Origin of the sequence: Serratia sp. SM04 (assembly GCF_040280225.1) — a bacterium.
Taxonomy (GTDB): Bacteria; Pseudomonadota; Gammaproteobacteria; order Enterobacterales; family Enterobacteriaceae; genus Serratia; species Serratia sarumanii.
Map to the genome: position 1 here is coordinate 295,157 of NZ_JBEOQT010000022.1, position 19,076 is coordinate 314,232.

The 19,076-nt window shown below is 61.2% G+C and carries 19 protein-coding genes and 1 pseudogene; 8 read left to right on the forward strand and 12 right to left on the reverse strand.

Annotated features, from left to right (window positions below):
• Positions 1 to 7: 7 nt before the first annotated feature.
• From ABTW55_RS22105 to ABTW55_RS22115, 3 genes are all read left to right on the forward strand, one after another.
• Positions 8 to 1,378 carry a formimidoylglutamate deiminase gene (locus ABTW55_RS22105; RefSeq protein ID WP_060420756.1) on the forward strand — a complete coding sequence of 457 codons (1,371 nt, stop codon included), beginning with the start codon at positions 8 to 10 and terminating at the stop codon, positions 1,376 to 1,378.
• Positions 1,378 to 1,941 (forward strand): HutD family protein, encoded by a 564-nt coding sequence (locus ABTW55_RS22110; RefSeq protein WP_060420759.1) that lies wholly within the window; start codon positions 1,378 to 1,380, stop codon positions 1,939 to 1,941. The genes ABTW55_RS22105 and ABTW55_RS22110 overlap by 1 nt, the downstream gene beginning before the upstream one ends.
• A 69-nt stretch (positions 1,942 to 2,010) precedes the next feature.
• The gene (locus ABTW55_RS22115; protein ID WP_060420762.1) at positions 2,011 to 3,012 is read left to right on the forward strand and encodes a LacI family DNA-binding transcriptional regulator; all 1,002 of its coding nucleotides are present in this window, start codon (positions 2,011 to 2,013) and stop codon (positions 3,010 to 3,012) included.
• A 41-nt stretch (positions 3,013 to 3,053) separates the two neighbouring features.
• Here ABTW55_RS22115 and ABTW55_RS22120 read toward each other — a convergent pair whose 3' ends face one another.
• The 4 genes from ABTW55_RS22120 to pckA form a co-directional block, all read right to left on the reverse strand.
• Positions 3,054 to 4,496, reverse strand: a complete 1,443-nt coding sequence (locus ABTW55_RS22120) for a glycoside hydrolase family 32 protein (RefSeq protein WP_060420765.1) — start codon at positions 4,494 to 4,496, stop codon at positions 3,054 to 3,056.
• The gene (locus ABTW55_RS22125) at positions 4,493 to 5,752 is read right to left on the reverse strand and encodes an MFS transporter (protein ID WP_060420768.1); all 1,260 of its coding nucleotides are present in this window, start codon (positions 5,750 to 5,752) and stop codon (positions 4,493 to 4,495) included. The genes ABTW55_RS22120 and ABTW55_RS22125 overlap by 4 nt, the downstream gene beginning before the upstream one ends.
• 174 nt (positions 5,753 to 5,926) lie before the next feature.
• The gene (locus tag ABTW55_RS22130; RefSeq protein WP_033653892.1) at positions 5,927 to 7,231 is read right to left on the reverse strand and encodes an MFS transporter; all 1,305 of its coding nucleotides are present in this window, start codon (positions 7,229 to 7,231) and stop codon (positions 5,927 to 5,929) included.
• Positions 7,232 to 7,438: 207 nt separating this feature from the next.
• Positions 7,439 to 9,058 carry a phosphoenolpyruvate carboxykinase (ATP) gene (gene pckA, locus ABTW55_RS22135; RefSeq protein ID WP_060420771.1) on the reverse strand — a complete coding sequence of 540 codons (1,620 nt, stop codon included), beginning with the start codon at positions 9,056 to 9,058 and terminating at the stop codon, positions 7,439 to 7,441.
• 432 nt (positions 9,059 to 9,490) lie between these two features.
• Here pckA and ABTW55_RS22140 point away from each other — a divergent pair, with 432 nt between their 5' ends.
• On the forward strand, positions 9,491 to 10,834 hold the full coding sequence (locus ABTW55_RS22140) for a 2-hydroxycarboxylate transporter family protein (RefSeq protein ID WP_060420773.1): 1,344 nt from the start codon (positions 9,491 to 9,493) through the stop codon (positions 10,832 to 10,834).
• Positions 10,835 to 10,881: 47 nt separating this feature from the next.
• Positions 10,882 to 11,091, forward strand: a pseudogene (locus ABTW55_RS22145) (M10 family metallopeptidase C-terminal domain-containing protein); the annotation flags it as partial.
• 276 nt (positions 11,092 to 11,367) lie between these two features.
• Here ABTW55_RS22145 and ABTW55_RS22155 read toward each other — a convergent pair.
• Entirely contained in the window at positions 11,368 to 11,577 is a 210-nt protein-coding gene (locus tag ABTW55_RS22155) for a hypothetical protein (RefSeq protein ID WP_004931526.1), read from the reverse strand.
• 157 nt (positions 11,578 to 11,734) lie between these two features.
• Between ABTW55_RS22155 and ABTW55_RS22160 the strand changes: the two genes are divergently transcribed.
• Positions 11,735 to 11,887, forward strand: coding sequence for a hypothetical protein (locus ABTW55_RS22160; protein ID WP_162846222.1), 153 nt, complete (start codon positions 11,735 to 11,737; stop codon positions 11,885 to 11,887).
• Positions 11,888 to 11,925: 38 nt separating this feature from the next.
• Here the strand turns inward: ABTW55_RS22160 and yniD are convergent, their stop codons facing one another.
• Positions 11,926 to 12,018: a small membrane protein YniD gene (gene yniD / locus ABTW55_RS22165; RefSeq protein ID WP_223307179.1), complete on the reverse strand. Its 93-nt coding sequence runs from the start codon at positions 12,016 to 12,018 to the stop codon at positions 11,926 to 11,928.
• A 338-nt stretch (positions 12,019 to 12,356) separates the two neighbouring features.
• Between yniD and ABTW55_RS22170 the strand changes: the two genes are divergently transcribed.
• Positions 12,357 to 12,749 carry an ASCH domain-containing protein gene (locus tag ABTW55_RS22170; RefSeq protein ID WP_033638276.1) on the forward strand — a complete coding sequence of 131 codons (393 nt, stop codon included), beginning with the start codon at positions 12,357 to 12,359 and terminating at the stop codon, positions 12,747 to 12,749.
• Between the two features lie 4 nt (positions 12,750 to 12,753).
• A complete protein-coding gene (locus ABTW55_RS22175) occupies positions 12,754 to 13,353 on the forward strand; it encodes a hypothetical protein (RefSeq protein WP_033646337.1) in 600 nt (199 codons plus the stop codon).
• 55 nt (positions 13,354 to 13,408) lie between these two features.
• On the opposite strand, the gene ABTW55_RS22180 is transcribed toward ABTW55_RS22175, so the two are convergent.
• The 6 genes from ABTW55_RS22180 to ABTW55_RS22205 form a co-directional block, all read right to left on the reverse strand.
• On the reverse strand, positions 13,409 to 13,648 hold the full coding sequence (locus tag ABTW55_RS22180; protein ID WP_004931517.1) for a DUF1480 family protein: 240 nt from the start codon (positions 13,646 to 13,648) through the stop codon (positions 13,409 to 13,411).
• Between the two features lie 135 nt (positions 13,649 to 13,783).
• Complete coding sequence (locus ABTW55_RS22185) at positions 13,784 to 14,719, reverse strand: spore coat protein U domain-containing protein (protein ID WP_060420776.1); 936 nt, start codon at positions 14,717 to 14,719, stop codon at positions 13,784 to 13,786.
• A 20-nt stretch (positions 14,720 to 14,739) separates the two neighbouring features.
• Positions 14,740 to 17,160 carry a fimbria/pilus outer membrane usher protein gene (locus ABTW55_RS22190; RefSeq protein ID WP_181424373.1) on the reverse strand — a complete coding sequence of 807 codons (2,421 nt, stop codon included), beginning with the start codon at positions 17,158 to 17,160 and terminating at the stop codon, positions 14,740 to 14,742.
• A gap of 67 nt (positions 17,161 to 17,227) precedes the next feature.
• Positions 17,228 to 17,992, reverse strand: a complete 765-nt coding sequence (locus ABTW55_RS22195; RefSeq protein ID WP_033653896.1) for a molecular chaperone — start codon at positions 17,990 to 17,992, stop codon at positions 17,228 to 17,230.
• A 24-nt stretch (positions 17,993 to 18,016) separates the two neighbouring features.
• On the reverse strand, positions 18,017 to 18,571 hold the full coding sequence (locus ABTW55_RS22200) for a spore coat U domain-containing protein (RefSeq protein ID WP_033653897.1): 555 nt from the start codon (positions 18,569 to 18,571) through the stop codon (positions 18,017 to 18,019).
• Positions 18,571 to 19,074, reverse strand: coding sequence for a spore coat U domain-containing protein (locus ABTW55_RS22205; RefSeq protein WP_072008406.1), 504 nt, complete (start codon positions 19,072 to 19,074; stop codon positions 18,571 to 18,573). Before ABTW55_RS22205 ends, ABTW55_RS22200 begins: the two co-directional genes overlap by 1 nt.
• Positions 19,075 to 19,076: the final 2 nt, after the last annotated feature.

A 19,076-nucleotide genomic window follows, 5' to 3' on the forward strand; every position in this document is an offset into this window, starting at 1 on the left:
TACTGCCATGCCTGCTTATTTTGCCCCACGCGCTTTGCTCCCTGAGGGCTGGGCGCATAACGTCCGGCTGGACGTCGATGCGCAAGGTTATCTGACTCAAGTTACCGCCGACGCTGAGCCGCAAGGCTGCACCCGGCTGCACGGCGATGCGGTGCCGGGCATGCCGAACCTGCACTCCCACGCTTTCCAGCGCGCGATGGCCGGGCTGGCGGAAGTGGCGGGCAACCCGCAGGACAGCTTCTGGACCTGGCGCGATCTGATGTACCGCCTGGTGCAGCGCCTGACGCCGGAGCAGGTGGAGGTAGTCGCCCGTCAACTGTATATCGAAATGCTCAAGGGCGGATACACCCAGGTGGCCGAATTCCATTATCTGCATCACGACGCTGACGGCAAGCCTTACGCCGATCGCGGTGAGATGACCGGCCGCCTCAGCGAGGCCGCGCATCAGGCCGGCATCGGCATGACGATGCTGCCGGTGCTGTACAGCTACGCCGGTTTCGGCGCGCAGCCGGCGCAGCCGGGGCAGAAACGTTTTATCCAGGATACCGAAAGCTATCTGCACCAGCAGCAGGTGATTGCCCGCCAGCTGGTGGATCGCCCGTTGCAGAATCAGGGGCTGTGCTTCCATTCGCTGCGTGCGGTGGAGCTGGGCCAGATGCAGCAGATTTTGGCCGCGTCGGATCGCACTTTGCCGGTGCATATTCACATCGCCGAGCAGCAAAAAGAGGTGAACGACTGCCTGACGTGGAGCGGGCAGCGCCCGGTGGCCTGGCTGTATGACCATCTGCCGGTCGATCAGCGTTGGTGCCTGGTGCATGCCACCCATCTGGATCGCGACGAACTGGAAGCGCTGGCGCGCAGCCGCGCGGTGGCCGGCCTATGCCTGACCACCGAAGCCAACCTCGGCGACGGCATCTTCCCTGGCGACGCTTACCTGCAGCAGCAGGGGCGCTGGGGCATCGGTTCCGACAGCCACGTTTCGCTCAACGTGGTGGAAGAGCTGCGCTGGTTCGAATACGGCCAGCGGCTGCGCGATCAGCGCCGCAACCGTCTGACGACGCCGGAACAGTCGGCGGTGGGCGATGTGCTGTACCTGCAGGCGCTGCAGGGCGGCGCGCAGGCGTGCGGCGCGCCGATCGGCCGGTTGCAGAGCGGCTATCGCGCCGACTGGCTGGTGCTGGACGGCGACGATCCGTATCTGGCGGCGGCGCCGGACGCCTCGATCCTCAACCGCTGGCTGTTCGCCGGCGGTAAAGAGCAAATTCGCGACGTGTTCGTCGGCGGCCGGCAGGTGATCGAGCAGGGGCGGCACGCGCTACAGCAGCAGAGCAGCGCCGAGTTCCTGCAGGTGCTGAAAACCTTTCAGCAGGAGGCGTAATGAGCCTGACCCGTTTTAGCTTCGCCGCGCTGCCGGTCAGCCCGTGGCGCAACGGCGGTGGGGAAACCCGTGAAATCGTCAGTTGGCCGCCGGGCGCGCAGGATTTTGACTGGCGCGCCAGCATCGCCACCATCGCGCAGGACGGGCCGTTTTCCGCCTTTGCGGGCATCGATCGTTCGATCACGCTGCTGGAAGGCGACGGCGTGCGGCTGTTCAGCGCCGGGCATATCGACCATCAATTGGCGCGCGTCGGGGAGCCGTTCGCGTTCTCCGGCGACGTGGCGCTGGAAGCGACGCTGCTGGGCGGCGCCAGCCAGGATTTCAACATCATGACGCGCCGCGGCCGGCAGGCGGCCGAGGTGCGGCGCAGCACGGCGCCCGTCCCCCTGCAGTCCAACCAGGCGGGCGTGCTGTATGTGCTGAGCGGGGTCTGGTCGCTGCCGGGGGGCGGCGAACTGCGGGCGCGCGAGGGCGTCTGGTGGGCGGCGCAGGCGGCGGGCGGTGAAGTGGCGCCGCTGACGGCCGACGGCGCTCTCCTGTGGGCGAACATCATAGCCTGCTAACGCAGAGTAGAGTCCTGCGCCCGGTTATGGGATTATTCACTTTTCCCCATTAATCATAAAGAAGGGCGCATGGCTTCGCTGAAAGACGTCGCAAAACTTGCCGGAGTCTCGTTGATGACGGTGTCCCGCGCCATCAATGAACCCGGCAAGCTGCGGCCGGAAACCTACCGCCGCGTCAAACAGGCTATCGACCAGTTGGACTACGTGCCGGATCTGTCGGCGCGGCGTATTCGCGGTGACGGAAATCGCGTGCAGACGCTCGGCGTGCTGGCGCTGGACACCGCCACGACGCCGTTCTCGGTGGAAATGATCCTGTCGATTGAGAAAACCGCGCGTGAACGCGGCTGGAACAGCTTCGTCGTCAACCTGTTTGCCGACGACAACGCCGAACAGACCGTCGATCTGCTGCTGGCGCATCGTCCGGATGGGGTGATCTTCACCACGATGGGGCTGCGCGAGGTGACATTGCCGGCCAAACTGCTGGACAAAAAGCTGGTGCTGGCCAACTGCGTCAGCCCGGCGCATTCGATCGCCAGCTACATTCCTGATGACGAGCAAGGGCAGTATGACGCCACGCGCACGCTGATCGCCAAAGGCTATCGCGCGCCACTGTGCATTCATTTACCGGCGGATACGCTGGCGGCGGGCCTGCGCCGCCGCGGTCTGGAACGCGCCTGGCGCGAAGCGGGGCGCGATGTTGAACAGCTGCGGCAGTATCATCTCGATCTGAGCGGCGGCGATCAAAGCTATCGCGACTGCGTCGCGCTGCTGGAGCGGCATTTCTCTCCCGGGCGGCGCGATTGCGACGTCGTGGTGTGCGGAAACGATCGGATAGCCTTTCTGGTGTATCAGGTATTGCTGGCGCAAGGGTGGCGGATACCGCAACAGGTGGCGGTGCTGGGCTACGACAATATGGTCGGCACCGGCGAGCTGTTCCTGCCGGCATTAACGACGGTGCAACTGCCGCATTACGAGCTGGGCCGCCTTGCGGCGCTGCATGTGATTGAGCAGCGGGAGCAGCGTGAGACGGTGAAAGTGCCTTGCCCGCTGTTGGAGCGTGGTTCGCTGTAAGCGCACCGGGTGCGTCGCTGCGCGCCCGGTGCTCATTCCCATTATCCCCAGATGCTTGCCAACCGCCATCCCGTGATGGGCTCGAACTGTGCCCGGCCGCCTGCGGCGAACAGGCTGAGGTGGCGCTCGCCCGCCGTCGGATAGATGCGGCTGGTCAGGCAGGCCTGGCCCTGATTGACGAAGATCTCCAGCGATGAGCGGTCAATGAAGAGACGTAGTGACAGGGTGTCACCTTCCGGCAGCGGCACGCTGCGGCAGGTGCACAGGGCGGGGTTGTCATGAAAACGTTCCAGCACCAGCCGGTGCGCCTGATTGTCGACGAACAGGCGCGCCGCATTCCCGATGGCCAGCCCGTAACGCTCGGCGTCGTTGTCGGCCGGTCTCAACGTCAGGGTGAGTTCCTGCACGTCGTCCGCCAGCGGCAGATGTTGATTGGTCAGCGTCTGTGCCAAAAAGGTGTGCGATTCTCGGCGCAACGCCGCCAGTTCACGCGCCGGGTTCATGAGGACGCTGCCGTCGGCGGCCAGCGTCAGCTCGCGCGGCAGGGTGAGGGCGCCGGCCCAGCGGTGCGCTTTGCTGGGCATCGGGGATTCCCACATATCCATCCAGGCAAACAGCAGCCGACGGCCGTCGGCGGCGGTGAAGGTTTGCGGCGCATAGAAATCGTGCCCGGCATCCAGCTCGCAGAAGGGCTGCGTCACCCTGAAGTCGCCGTCCGGCCGCCAGTGGCCGAGCAGATAGCCGCTCTGGAAGCGATTGCGGTAGCGGTAGCCCTGTGCCGCCAGCCCCTGCGGCGAAAATAGCAACAGGTGTTGTTCCCCCAGCGGGAAGAAATCCGGGCATTCCCACATATACCCTTGATGCGCCGCCAGCGCGCCGGCCAGCACCCGATCGAAGCGCCAGGCGCGCAGGTCTGCAGAACGGTACAGGCGCACCTGGCCGAGACCGTTTTCTTTGGCGCCGACCACCAGCCACCATTCGCCGTTCTCGCGCCAGACTTTCGGATCGCGGAAATGCTGAATGCCGTCCGGCGGGGCCAGCACCGGCCCATGTTTAACGAAGCGTATGCCATCTTCGCTGGTGGCCAGACATTGCACTTCCCGCACCTGGCTGTCGTCGCCGGGCTCGCCCAGCCACACGTGGCCGGTGTAAATCAGCGTCAGCACGCCGTTGTCATCCACGGCGCAGCCGGAAAAACAACCGTCTTTGTCATAGGGCGCATCGGGCGCCAGGGCGATGGGCTGGTGCTGCCAGCGGATCAGATCGCGGCTGGTCGCGTGCCCCCAGTGCATGGGCCCCCAGTGTTCGCTGTAGGGGTGATGCTGGAAGAAGGCATGATAGACGCCGTCAATACAGATCAGGCCGTTGGGATCGTTGATCCAGCCGGCGGGCGGCGCGAGATGGAACTGCGGGTAGTATTCGTCTTGGCGCTCTGCGCGCAGGGCCTCGACCGCATGGTCGGCTTGAGCTAAGGCAGTGTTCATTGGATAGACTCGCTTGATTTAATGGCGGATTGAAAGGGGGTTGCGCCGGCGGAACGTTCGCCGCGCAGCAGGAAACAGGAAACAAGCGTCGTGGCGGCGACCGCACAGCCCATCAGCAGATAGGTGTCGGCAAAGCCGATGCGGTCATAACCGTAGCCCGCCAGCGGCGACAGGAAGCTGGCCATCACTTGGGTGATAAACTGAAAGCCCACCAGGTACAGCGTGGAGGAGAGGCGGCTGTCGAAGCGGCTGGCGATGTATTTGAAGATAGCGATCAGCAGGATCGGCAACTCTACGGCGTGCAGCAGTTTCATGGCGGAGATCATCAAGGCGCCGCTGACCAAGCCGGAGCCGAACATGCGCAGCGCCATCACGCTGCCCGCCAGCAACAGCCCCTGCTTGGCGCCGATGCGGTTCACCAGCAGCGGAGCCAGAAACATACCGCCGGCTTCGAGGAAGACCTGCAGCGAGTTGAGAAAACCGTACATCTCGTTGCCCTGTTCGCGTGACGCGAACTGTGAGGCGAAGTAGACCGAAAATTGCTGATCGAAAACGTTGTATACGCTGATGCCGAGCACAAACACCACCAGCGCCCAGAAGCCCGGCATACGCAGCAGCGCCAGCGCATCCTGCAGCCGCAGATTTTCCGGTTTGCCGAACGCCAGGCCGGCCATGGCGTTCGGCTTCAGCTCGCGCACCTGGCTGAGCAGCAACAGGAATACCACGGCGGCGGCAGAGGCCAGCCAGAAATTGATGTTCGGATCGATATTGAAGATAAAACCGGCCAAAAAGGTGGCGCTGGCCCAGCCGAGCGATCCCCACATGCGGGCGCGGCCGAATTCGAAACCGCTGATGCGGCTGACTCGCTCGGTATAAGATTCCAGCGCGCCGATGCCGGCGAAGAAGGTGGCGCCGATAAATACCCCGCCGACCAGCGCGCCGAGCGGCAGGCTGCTCGCCAGCAGCGGGGCGTAAACGTAGATAAAGAACGGGCCGGTCAGCAGCAGCATCACGCCGAGAAACTGCAGCAGGTGCTTGCGCAGCCCAAGTTTGTCCTGAATAAACCCGTACAGCGGCTGGGCGCACAGCGCCACCAACGAGATAGCGGAGAAGATCAGGCCGGTCTCGGCGCCTTTCAGGCCGATCTTCTGATTCAGCCATAGCGAGATCAGCGAAAAGCTGGCAGACCAGGTGAAGAAAAAGAAGAACAGCAGGCCGCTGAGCAGCACGTAATATTTTTTAGTTTCGCGGTTCATGGGTAGGGCCCCGGTGAGTGAAGTTAACTCCATTGTTAACGTTAACTCGTAAAGGGATGAAGCCAGCAGATGTCACGCATGCGATGTTAATCACAAAAGTTAACGTTAACATTAACATTTATGCCTTGTGATCGAGGTCACGGGTTGGCAAGGGGGCGATGCGCCCCCGGAGGATTAACGTTCGTTCAGCGAGCGCAGATGATCGTCGCGGCGCAGCGTCATCAGCGCAAACAGGCTGACCACCGAGGTGGCGACCACGTAGTAGGCGGGAATGTCGATATTGCCGGTCTGTTTGATGAGGCCGGTGATAATCAGCCCGGCCGAGCCGGAAAACACCGCATTGGACAACGAGTAAGCCAGCCCCAAGCCGGTATAGCGCACCCGGGTCGGGAACATCTCCGCCAGCATCGCCGGGCCGGGGCCGGCCAGCAGGCCAACCACGGCGCCGGCGATCATGACCGCCAGCCCTTTGGCCCACAGTGAACTCTGCGCATCCTGCAACAGGTGCAGCAGCGGGAAGGTGAACAGGATCACCGCCGCCACCGCCGTCAGCATCACCGTTTTACGCCCCAGTTTGTCGCTGACAATGCCCGCCGGCAGAATGGTCAGGGCGAAGCCGACGTTGGCGAGCACCGTCGCCACCAGCGCCTGCTGGAAGGTGGCGTGCAATGAGGTTTGCAAATAGGAAGGCATCACCACCAGGAAGGTATAGCCGGCGGCCGACCAGCCCATCATGCGGCCGATGCCGATCAAAATGGTTTTCACCACGCCACCCAGCTTCGCTTCCGGCGGCGCGGCGGCGTGTTCCGCATGTTGCTGCGCCTGGGTGAACGTGGGCGTTTCCTCGAGCTTTAGCCGCAGCCACAGCGCCACGGCGCCCAGCGGCAGCGCCAGCAGGAACGGAATGCGCCAGCCCCAGTCATGCAGCTGCTGCACGCTGAGCAGCGCGGCCAACAGCGCCACCAGCCCGGCCCCGGCCAGCAGGCCGAGCGCGACGGTCAGCGATTGCCAGGCGCCGAACAGCCCGCGCTTGCCCTTCGGGGCGAACTCGGTCATCAGCGACACGGCGCCGCCGAATTCACCGCCGGCGAACAGCCCCTGAAACATGCGCAGCAGCGTCAGCAGCAGCGGGGCGGCGACGCCGATCGAGGCATAGGTCGGCATGACGCCGATCAGCGCGGTGGCCAGCGTCATCAACAGCAGAACCGCAATCAGCGTTGGGCGACGGCCGATGCGATCGCCGATGCGGCCGAATATCACCGCGCCGATCGGCCGACAGAAAAACGCCAGCGCGAAGGCGGCGTAGGTGAGGATCAGGCTGGTGATTTCGTTTTCACCCTGCAGCGTGAAAAAATTGGCGGCGATAACGGTGGCCAGGAACCCGTACACCCCGAACTCATACCATTCGATAAAGTTGCCGACCGAGCCGGCCAGCAACGCCTGACGCGAGCGGCGCGCGTCGAGAGTCTGTTGATTCATCCCCGTTCCCATACTTTTGAATTATTGTTTGTCAGTTCTAAATTTATACGACAAAACAATCAATTGATTTCAGCGGGAACTGTGAGGCGCTCAGCGCATGCTGTCGATACGCCACCATTCGGGGCAAACATCGGCGAACGCAGGGGATGGCGGAAGAGTGAAAACAAAAAAGGGCCGACGAATCGGCCCTTGAGCGGGGGAATGCCGTTACCGTTTTGGCCCGGCGCTCACCAATTTTTCACCCGCCGGGGTGACGGTATATTTGGCGAAGTTATCGATAAAGCGCTGCGCCAAATCCTGCGCTTTCTCCTGCCACAGCGACTCGTCGGCGTAGGTTTTGCGCGGATCGAGGATCGACGGATCGACGCCCGGCAGCGCGGTCGGCACCTCCAGCCCGAAGATCGGCAGCGTGAACGTCTCGGCCTGCTCAATGTCGCCATTCAGAATGGCGTCGATAATGCCGCGCGTATCCTTGATCGAAATACGTTTGCCGCTGCCGTTCCAGCCGGTGTTGACCAGGTAAGCCTGGGCGCCGGCGGCCTCCATGCGTTTCACCAGCACTTCGGCATACTGCGTCGGGTGCAGCGTCAGGAACGCAGCGCCGAAGCAGGCGGAGAAGGTCGGCGTCGGCGCGGTGATGCCGCGCTCGGTGCCGGCCAGCTTGGCGGTGAAGCCGGACAGGAAATGGTACTGGGTCTGCTCCGGCGTCAGGCGCGATACCGGCGGCAGTACGCCGAAGGCGTCGGCGGTCAGGAAGATGATCTTGCGCGCATGGCCGGCTTTGGACACCGGTTTAACGATGTTCTCGATGTGATAAATCGGATAGGAAACGCGGGTGTTCTCGGTCTTGCTGGCGTCGTCGAAGTCGATGCTGCCGTCGGCCAGCACGGTGACGTTTTCCAGCAGCGCATCGCGGCGGATCGCCTGATAGATTTCCGGCTCCGCCTGCGGCGACAGCTTGATGGTCTTGGCGTAGCAGCCGCCTTCGAAGTTGAACACGCCATCGTCGTCCCAGCCGTGCTCGTCATCGCCGATCAGCTGGCGCTTCGGATCGGTGGAGAGGGTGGTTTTGCCGGTGCCGGACAGGCCGAAGAACACCGCCACGTCGCCTTGCTCGCCGACGTTGGCCGAGCAGTGCATCGAGGCGATGCCCTTCAGCGGCAGCAGATAGTTCATGATCGAGAACAGGCCTTTCTTCATCTCGCCGCCGTACCAGGTGCCGCCGATCAGCTGCATGCGTTCCGTCAGGTTGAAGGCGACGAAGTTCTCCGAATGCAGCCCTTGCTGCTGCCAGTCCGGGTTGGTGCATTTGGCGCCGTTCAGCACCACGAAGTCCGGCTCGAAGTCCGCCAGTTCGGCGTCGCTCGGGCGAATAAACATGTTTTTCACGAAGTGCGCCTGCCAGGCCACCTCGGTGATGAAGCGCACTTTCAGGCGCGTGTCGGCGTTGGCGCCGCAGAACGCGTCGACCACGAACAAACGCTTGCCGGAGAGCTGGTTGCCCACCAGCGTTTTCAGATGCTGCCAGACCTCCGGAGAGAGCGGCTGGTTGTCGTTCTTGCCGGTGCCGTTGTCGGACCACCAGACGGTATCGCGCGTGGTGTCGTCGCGCACGATGTATTTGTCCTTCGGCGAACGGCCGGTGAACTCACCGGTCGCGACGTTGACCGCGCCGAGTTGGGTGAGGGTGCCGCGTTCCAGCGGCGGCAGGTCGGCGCGGGTCTCTTCGGCGAACAGCAATTCATAGCTGGGGTTATAGACGATGTCGGCGGCCTGATGGATGCCGTAGCGAGCGAGGGTTTGTGGGGTAACAGCGCGTGAAGACATATTCTACTTCCTTATGAGTCATATTATGCCTCTTTCCCGTGCGGTGCCGCGCGCAGGATTAAGGTTCGGATCAAGCTGACCGGATTCAGCTAATGCGTTTCCGGTTCTTTATTAATAAAACAGGGGGCTTTTTCGCCCTCCTATAGCATAGCAGCGAATTTAAGCCTGCTTACTTTAATTACAAAATGCTGACGATAATTAATTAAAACCAACCTTGGCGGAGGGTCACAATATTGAATTTCGCCGGCGTAATTTAGTTTTGCATTTTTATTTTTTATCATATCGTCAGGGCTGTCCACTGTTTTATTTCTTATTAGAAAAAGCGAAATCCACAATAGGATTTTTCGTAATCATTTGTTTTTGCTTGGCTATGGCAGGACTGTTGCGCCAGGTGAATCTAACCGTACTGTACGCTTGTCAGCAGGGTGAATAATGAAACAGATAAATGCAGAACTGGCCTGTGATAAAAATGCGGCATCGTCCGAATCCTCAGGATTAATTAATCAACTTCGTCAAATAGATATCGGTGCGGTGCCGATCGCGTTGTTTATCACGATTTGCGCGGTCGTGGCGATTTCCGCCTACGCCAACTTCCTGCCGAAGAATATGATCGGCGGCCTGGCGGTGATAATGACGCTGGGCTTTGCGCTGGCGCAGTTGGGAAAAAGCATTCCCGTGCTGCGCGATATCGGCGGGCCGGCCATTCTGTGTTTGATGGTGCCGTCGGTGTTGGTCTATTTCAATGTCTTCCAGCCTAACGTCATGGGCACCGTTCATCTACTGATGAAAGACGCCAACCTGCTCTATTTCGTCATCGCCAGTCTGGTGGTCGGCAGCATTCTCGGCATGAACCGGGTGATCCTGATTCAGGGGATGATTCGCATGTTTGTGCCCTTGGTGGTCGGTACGGTGACGGCGGTGATCACCGGGCTGCTGGTGGGCAAGCTGTTCGGCTTTACCTTTTATCACACCTTTTTCTTCATCATCGTGCCGATCATCGGCGGCGGCATCGGCGAGGGGATTTTACCGCTGTCGCTGGCCTATTCGGCGATCCTGGGCTCGACGCCGGACGTCTACGTCGCGCAGCTGGCGCCGGCGGCGGTGCTGGGCAACATCTTCGCCATCGTGACCGCCGGGGTGCTGGCGCGCATCGGCATGCAGCGCAAGGCGCTGAGCGGCGACGGCATGCTGATCCGCTCGGCGCAGGAGAACGCGATGTTCGCCATCAAGGAGCAAAGCGGCAACGTCGATTTCCAACTGATGGGCGGCGGGTTGCTGGTGATCTGCGCTTTCTTTATCGTCGGCGGCCTGTTTGAACACATCGTGCATATTCCCGGCCCGGTGCTGATGATCCTGTTCGCGGTGCTGTGCAAATACTGCCGGATGATCCCGGCCTCGATGGAGATCGGCGCGCACAGTTTCTACAAGTTCGTCTCCACCGCGCTGGTGTGGCCGCTGATGATCGGTCTGGGCATGCTGTACGTGCCGCTGGAAAGCGTGGTGGCGGTGTTCTCGGTCGGTTATGTGGTGGTCTGCGGTTCGGTGGTGCTGTCGATGGGGCTGGTCAGTTTCCTGATTGCGCCTTACCTGAAGATGTTCCCGGTGGAAGCGGCGATCGTCACCTGTTGTCACAGCGGCCTGGGCGGCACCGGTGACGTGGCGATCCTGTCGGCATCGAACCGCATGGGGCTAATGCCGTTCGCCCAAATCGCCACGCGCATCGGCGGCGCTTCCACGGTCATTGGCGCGACGCTGCTGCTCGGTTGGTTAGTCTGAGTCCAGAATTTCTTATGGATAGCCGGGGTTGGATTGCCCCGGTTTTTTATTTCGAGGACAGCCGCACCCACAGCGTGATGAGCTATTTCAGCGAAAGCAACATCGGGCAGGACTTTAAAGGCGCGTACTCATCCGGGCCATTGCTCAACGACATCACGGCGATCCCGCATTTCTACGGCGCCAACATGCACACCCGCATCGGCGATACGATCTACGGTTTCAATTCCAATACCGATCGCGACTTCCTCACCGCCACCGGCGGATTGGATCCGCGACTTCGTGCGCGGTGAAGACAAGATCGATCTGACGCTGTTCAACACCGGCAGCGATTTCCTGGTGAAAGTGGTGGGGCAGCCGCTGGATGCGGATGATTTCGTGCTGGCGTAATGCAGGCAACAAAAATAGGGCGTTTTGGGCAAAAACCCGACAATTCCTATTAATTCCGTCATATTAGCGTGACATAGTAGCGCGCAGAAGGCCGGGCTTGCATACCTCGGGCTTCTGTCGGATCGCCAACCTTTTCGGTTGGCGATTCATTTTCCGCCTTTCAGCATGTTGATGGCGGCGCCGAGCAGGATGCGCCGTTCGATATCGTTGCTGTCCGCCAGCTGCCGCGCCAGATGTTTTTCCAGCGTTTCCACCGACAGCGCTTCACCGCGATGGCGCAGTTGCATCACGCCGTCGCCGATCAGGCGTGCGACCTCATCCCATACGGGTTTAATCTCCTGTTCCGAGAACGTCATGGCCTACCTCGGTTGGTTGATTTTTGCCCAATGTAGCAGCTGAACTGCGGCTTCGCTACCGGCTGCCTAAAACAGGAAGCATAAAAAACAAGCCATCAGTATTTCTTCTGGTTTTTACGCTCAATACTTGCGGTGTCGAAAAGCAGGAGAAAACATCATGAACTGGGTCGAAACCTTTACGGAGTACTACCGCCTGAGCCGCACGGGTGAAACGCAGCATTGGCTGTGTCGCCGCTGGTTGCCGCAGGGAGAGGCGCGCTTGGCCTATTTGCGGGAGTTGCTGGAGCCGACCGCGCCGCGGCGGCGGTGAGCAGGGCGCCGGCGTTTGGCCGGCGTCGTTTCGCGGGATTAACCAAAGGCTATCGCCGCCCAACGCAACAGCAGCAACGCCAGGCAGATCAGCAGCAGCACCACCACCATTTTACTGAGCTTGGCGCCCATGCGTTTTGTTGCCACGTTGTTTCCCCTTTAGCTGAAATACCATCCACCGGCGAGGATGATGAGGAAAAGCGTCACTAACGCGACGCCGTTGAGTAAATCGCTGAAGGTATCGTCAGCATCGATGTCATTTTGCCGCATGTTGCCGCCTGGCGGTCGCCATTGGGTGAATAATGTTCACAGTATGCGCCCGACAGCGCGACAGGCACAGCGAAGAACGGTAAAAACGCGTAAAGGCGGCGGTGGCGGAACGCGCAGTCGCGCTTGCGACGGATGCAGACGGCCGGCAATACGTTGTACTATCCTGTCTGCATTGATGCATTTTTCCTAAAGGTATAATCATGGCGACGGCAATTCCACAGAAATACGAGCACCTTGAGCGCTGGGCGTTCGGCGATACCGAGCAGCAGGCCGATGAAGTGGTGCAATTGATCCTCAATGGCACCAAAACGGCCACCTGTTCCAACCTCGACGGCGAGGGGATCCCGCAGGCCGGCGATCGGTTCCTGGTGGTGGACGGCAAGGGTGAGCCGGTCTGCGCGGTCGAGCTGACCGCGGTGGAAATGAAAACTTACGATCAGGTCGATGAAGCGCACGCCTTTGCCGAAGGCGAGGGCGATCGCTCGCTGGCGCACTGGCGCAAAGAGCTGCAGCGCTTCTTCGAAGAGTACGATCTGTTCTCGCCGGACATGACGCTGGTGCTGATGAATTTCAAAGTCGTCGACAAATTCTAATCTTATGCGCGCCGTTCCCTACGAGTGCCAGTGGGCCAGCCCGGAGCTGGCCGCCGATCTGATCGCCGGCCGCGCGACGCTGGCGCAAGACGAAAATTGGGCGCGCAGCGGCGCCCGCGATCGGGCGGAGTACGTCGAGTGGGCCAATCACGTGTGCGGCATGGCCTGTCTGAAAATGGTGCTGGGCCACCGCGACGGCGAAGCGCCGCCGCTGCTGGAGCTGGCGCGGCGCAGCCTGCCTTACGGCGCCTATGTGCGCGAAGGGGAGCGGATAAAGGGGCTGATTTACGCGCCGTTCGTTGAGTTCGTACGCGAGCAGTTCGCGCTGCAAGCGGAGGTGAAGGTGGGGCTGGAGGCCGCTGACGTGCCGGCGCTGCTTCAAGAATGCCGTTACTTTATCGCCTCGGTGCATCCCTCCATTCGCCGGCCGGAGAGCATACCGCCGCAGCGGGGCGGGCATCTGGTGCTGATCACCGCCGCCGATGCGCAAAGCGTGACCTTCCACAATCCTTCGGGCGACAGCCCGGCGACGCGCGAGCGGGTGCACCTGCCGCTCAGCCGCTTCACCCCTTTCTTTGCCGGCCGCGGCATCGCCATCGCGTAAAAAAACGCGCTGTTTCCGATGAAAACAGCGCGTCGTCAGCAGTTCTGATGCATTTTCATGCCAGCCGCATCACCCAGGCGTCCGCCTGCCGATCGTAGTGCTGCTTGTACAGCAGTGACTGTTTGCCGTCGAGGATCGCCGGAATGCTGGTGTGTTCATCCCAACCGTCCAGCTGCATGCACAGATCCGGATCGGACTTGCAGGGAATGCTCAGGGTGCCGGCGCGGTCGGCGCCGGCGTGAAGATGCGCGTCATCGACCTCGAAGCTGCCAATTTTTACGACGGTTTTGCTCATGGGAACTCCTTGCTCAATGGTGTGGTAGGAGGTTAGACCAGTGCGGCCATCGGTAACAGCATAGCCAAATGAGCAAAAAATGCCACATAAAAATTACATTTTGGAAACAATTTCCACGGCGGCAAAGCACCGCGCCTAGTACTCCACCACAAAACTGAGATTGTCTTGATAGCTACCGACCGTCACTTCCGTCTGCGCCGCATTGACCGCCGCCTTATACGGGATGCTTTGCGCCAGCCCGGTGCCGGCGCCGCTCTGTTTGTTGGTGCTATCCCAAACGGTCGTCGTATTGGGCAAGTAAATCTGATACTGCATGAAATTGCTGGTGCCGCTTTTCATACGCCGCCAACCGGAGACCGGGTTATTGCCGTTGGTGAAATAGGTGTTGTATCCCTCGGTTTTGGTGCAGGTCAGGGTGATGCTCTGATTGACAGGATTGAACTGCCCGACCAACGCCATGCTGCCGAAGTTGACGTTGGGCGCGGTGCCGATCAGGCAGTCTTTGGTGATGGCGACGCTGACGCTGACCGTGCTGGCCTTGTTGACGCCGTCCCACCAGATGCACAGGCCGAGCACGCCGAGGCCGCAGATATGGTAGTTCCAGATCAGGTTGATGGTGTCGGTATAGGTGCCCGAACGCACGTTGGCGCCGGCGGTGGTTTTGATATACAGCGGAAAGTTGACGTTGGAGGAGATCAGGATCAACGACAGCAGGTTCAGCGAGCTGTAGTCAATGGTCTGCCCGATGCTGTAGGGATATTGATAGTTGGCGTCGGGATAGATCAGGTAGGCGATTTTATCGCCGGAACCGTCGGTGTTGGCGACCGCCATGCCGTTGGTGGTCGACGCAACCTTGACCGTGACGGTGTTCTGCGACAGCAGCGATAGCCCGAGGCCGGTGCAGTTGAGGCCGGCGGTGCCCTGGGCGTTGATCTGCCCGTTGTAGACCACGAAAGAGCTGCTTCCCGGTAAGGTGACGGTGCCGTTGGTGGTGGCGCAGTCGGCGAATGCGCGCTGACAGAACAGCAGCGAGAGGGTTAACAATAAGAAGGCTTTCAATCCCCGAAACATAGTGACTCTCCGTCGTTGAATTAGCGGCAGACAACCGGGCCGACGCGCTGGATGCCCTGAGGCTTCGCCAGGCTGAATTCCGCCTGACACGGCGGGCCGCCGTCGGCCGGGATCACGCTCAGCCGATTGTGCTGTTGCACCGGGTCGATATAGGTCATGCCATCCCAACCGACATAGCTTTGCTGATTGCCGCCAACCACCGCCACCTGGCTGCCATTGGCCAACGGTTTGCCTTGCTCGTCAACCAGTTCGACGTCGGCGGCGGAGATGGGTTGGATGGGGAACTCAACCAGAAAACCGCTGTGATCGCGAATGGCGACGGTTTTCTCCACCGTCGGCAGCGCGACGTCGGCGGGCAGGTTGAGCGGATCAATCTGGAATTTCGCATGGTAGTAAGAGGTGACGGTCGGCACCAGTAAATAGCCCTGGGCGTCGGTCTTGCCGATCGGTTGGTTCTCATAGCTCACCGGAATGTCGGCGTATCCTTGCGTGGACACCAGCGCAAAGGCATCGTTGATGGTGTTGGTGGCGTACACGCCGCCGTTCATCGCCACCAGCGAACCGCTGATTTCTCCCCAGTGGTTGGTTTCATCGCGGGTGCCGTATACGCCCGCTCGGGCTTCGAGTCTGCGGGTGCGCCAGGTCAGATCGGCCTGGCGGTAATCGCCGCCGCTCGGGTTATTAGCGTAGGCCAGATTCCAGCCGAAACCGCCATCGGTCGGCGCGGCGCGGCTGTAGCTGACGCGTTCGCTCCAGCGGTTGTTGTTGTCGCGCGCGGCGCTGAAGCTGGCGGTCCCCCAACTGTCGAACGGAATGGAGAGCTGCAGTTGGGCACTGTAACCGCTGCTGCCGATTTCCCGGTTCAGCGAGGCGTACAGGCTGCTGTTGCGCCAAAGCGATACGCTGTAGGACAGGTTCACCAGGCGGGTTCGCTGAGCGATGGCGTCGCGGACGTCAAAATAACCGGCGCCGAGGCTGCCGAGCCGGCCCAGGCTGACGCTGCCGGTCAACTGATCGGTGCGACGGCTCAGGCGGTAGTCGCTTTTATACACGGAAATGTCGCCAAAATCGGCGCTGCGCAGGATGCGTTGGGCGTTGAGGCTGAAACGTTGGTTGCTGTAGGTGTAACCAAAGCTGCTCTGATCGCCGTGGTTGCCGGTGTAGCGATAGACGGGCTGGGGATCCGGCTGTTGCAACGGCCTGCCGGTCAGCGGATCGTAATAGGTGGGGGATTGTATCGCCCGGCCGCCGTTAAACGCTTCATCACCGGCCTGGCTGACGCTGTAGGACGCGTTGAGAACCCCCCATTGCCCGACGCGAAGGTCGGCGCCGGCGCCGCCAACCGCCAACTCGGCTGCGCCTTCGGCGCGTCCTTCCAGGGTTAACCAGTCAGTGACGCCGTAACGTAAGCTGGCGCTGCCGACCCATTGCCCGTAATCGGCAGAACTCAACCCGTAGTTGCGCCGCAGCAAACCGGTGGAAATGCTGAAATCGCTCATGCCGGTCTGCAGCAGGTTGCTGGCCACGTAGAACGGCACCGTGGTGCTGACCTGGCGGCCGAGGGCGTCGGTGGTGACGACGGTGGCCTGACCCGCGCCGTTAATGTAGGGCACGCTGTTGAGGGTGAACGGCCCGGGATTGATGTTGGTGGTGCTGTTTTTATAGCTGTTGATGTATAAATCGACGCTGCTGGGCAATGCCGCCTGGCCGGAAAATTGCGGCAGCGGGTAGGTGATAAGATCCGGGCGCACCGCGAAATTGCGCGCCAATTGCAAGCCGCCGATGCGCACGGCGCTGCTCCAGGGGAGCGAGCCGGTGGTAAGGTCACCGGCGATCACACTCAGCATCTGCTGGTCGTCGTTGAAACGCCAGTAGCTGTCGTATCGAATATAGCGCCCGCCATCGTCGTTCGGCCCGCCGTTAAACCCGCTGCGGTAGATGCCGGTGTTGGCGATGACGCCGAACCCGTCGAACAGCCGCTGTTCGCTCCACGCCGACAGGTAGCCCGGCCGGCCATTGCCGTTGCTTTGGCTGGCATAGATGTCGTAGTTGAACAGCAAACCCAGGCTGCTTTGCGCCGGCAAGCGCTGCAACGGTGAATGGGCGCCGATGGTTTGCTGCGGCAACCAGTCGTTGGGCACGTTGATCAGCAACTGCTGGCTCTCGCCGCTGTAGCTGACATCCACCTTCTCCAGCCGATCGACGGCGATCTCTTTCGCCTGCTTATCCGCTACCGGCAGCCCGGCGTCGAGCAGTTGCTGGGGCGTCATGTAGTAATGGCCGCCGCGGTAGTTGACCGGCACGACGTTGCCGGTTTGGCGCCCGTTGACGACCGGCTCCAGATACAGCGTGGTGTCCGGCATGCTGACGGCGCTGGGCGGCGGCGGCAGATCGTCGCCGAGCGCAAACGGCAGCCAGCCGCCGGCCGCCATGCTCAGCATGGCAAACGCCAGCGGCTTAAGGCTGAAACGCCGCGTCGATAGCCTCCCTGTCGGCTGCACCTGGGCCTCAATAAGACGGAATGGCTACGGGCTGTTTGTTGTCATTGACCGTGGCCATCAGCTTGCCGCTGCTGAAACCGCCGGCGGGCGGCAAGGCGAAGCGCATTTGCGAACCGGGCAGCACGTATCCCATCAGGCCGGGATTCAGGCTGCGCCCTTGCAGCGTCACTTTCGACATGCGGGCATGCACTGCGCCTTGATTTCGTACCTCCAGCCAGCGTTCGCTGCTTTGCTGCTGTAGACGATAGCTGAGCTGAGGTTGGCTGGCGGTCGCGTAATCGCGCGGTTTTTCGCTGTCCTGTTTGGTCCAAATGCCCTTGCCGCTGACGAACAGCGGCACCGAGTAGCGCATCTGGAATTTCAGCCCCATCTCCGCACCGCCGGGGGCGGCGCCCGACGATTGTTCTTTCACCGGCACCTCATCGACCAAAATGCGGTAGGCACGTTCCTGTCCCGCCGCCGGGGCCGACTGTTTGATCAGGCGTATCAGCTGGCGTTTGCCTGGCGCGATCGACGCCACCGGCGGGCTGGCGATCACGTCGCTTTGGTTGCTGTAATCGTCTTTGCCGGCGGTTTGCCGCCAACCCAACACGCGAATTTGCATATAGACCGGTTTGCTGTCGCGATTTTCCAGCCACAGCGCGGTGGCCTGTTGTTGATCTTCAATCACCGGATCGATTGGCCAAATGAGAATGGAGGCCGCGGCCAGGGCGTGCTGCTGGCTTGCCAGGAGCAGGGCTGCCGTTAACGGCAGGCGGAAGGGTATGCGCATAACTCATCCTTATTGCAAAAAAACTTAATAAGTGACCGTCAACAAGACCGTATCGCTGTAAACGCCACTGGTGGGCAGGGTACTGGTCGAAAACAGACGGGCGTAAACCTTGATTTCTTGCGTGCTGCCGGTGGCGGCGACGGTCTGCACCGCGCCGCCGTTGGCGCCATCCCCCCAAAGGGTGGCGTAGTTGCTGTCTTGATAAAGTTGATACAGCAGCGTTTCCGACGTGGCGGCGTTTTGTAATTTTCTGCCGCCAGCGATGGATCCGGTCACATGATTGCCGACGCCGAGGGCCAGCGTAACGCTCAGCCCCGGGTTGCAGCGAAACAGCACCGAACCGGCGCCGCTGCTGGAGACGACGCTGACCGCGTTGCTCAGTGAGGACAGCTGGCCGAAGTTCAGGGTGCCGAAGGTGGTCACGTCACTGACGCCGCTGCCCAATACGCAGCCTTTTACCACGGTTGCATTTACGGTGAACGGCTGGCTTTTGGTCAAGTCGTTGACGCCGGTATCGCTTTGGGCCGGGGAAAGCGGCAGGCAGAACAGCAAACCGCAAATGGAAGCGCGCATCGTCATTACCAATTGATCGTGACCTGTACCGTATCGGTGTAGCTGCCTGTCGGGGGCGTGGACTGCGCCGGAATCATGCCATAGACCGGCAGCCAGTTGTCCGAACCGTTGGCGGTTTGTGACACGCCCGTCAGATTGTCCCAAATGGTGCTGTGGGCGGCGTTGGTGTACAGGTTGTAATTCACCCGTTGGCCGGCCGCGCTTTGCAGGTAGCGGGCCGCGGTATTGCCGCTTTGCCCGCCGCCAAGCAGAACGCTGTAGCTGGTGCCGTTGGTGCATTTCACCCGAATGGCGCCGGCGTTTTGCTGCCCGGCGACGCTGGTGGCGGTGCTGAGAAAATACAGCGTGCCGAAATTCAGCGTGCCGAAGCTGACGTTGCCGCCTGAGCTGCTGCCGGCTTCACAGGCGCTGAGCAAGGTCGCGCTGACGCCGAGGGTCGCCGTTTTACTGTCGGCCAGCGCCAACAGGCTGCACGCCCATAATCCGCCGCAGCAAAGCGCGAGCCGCACCG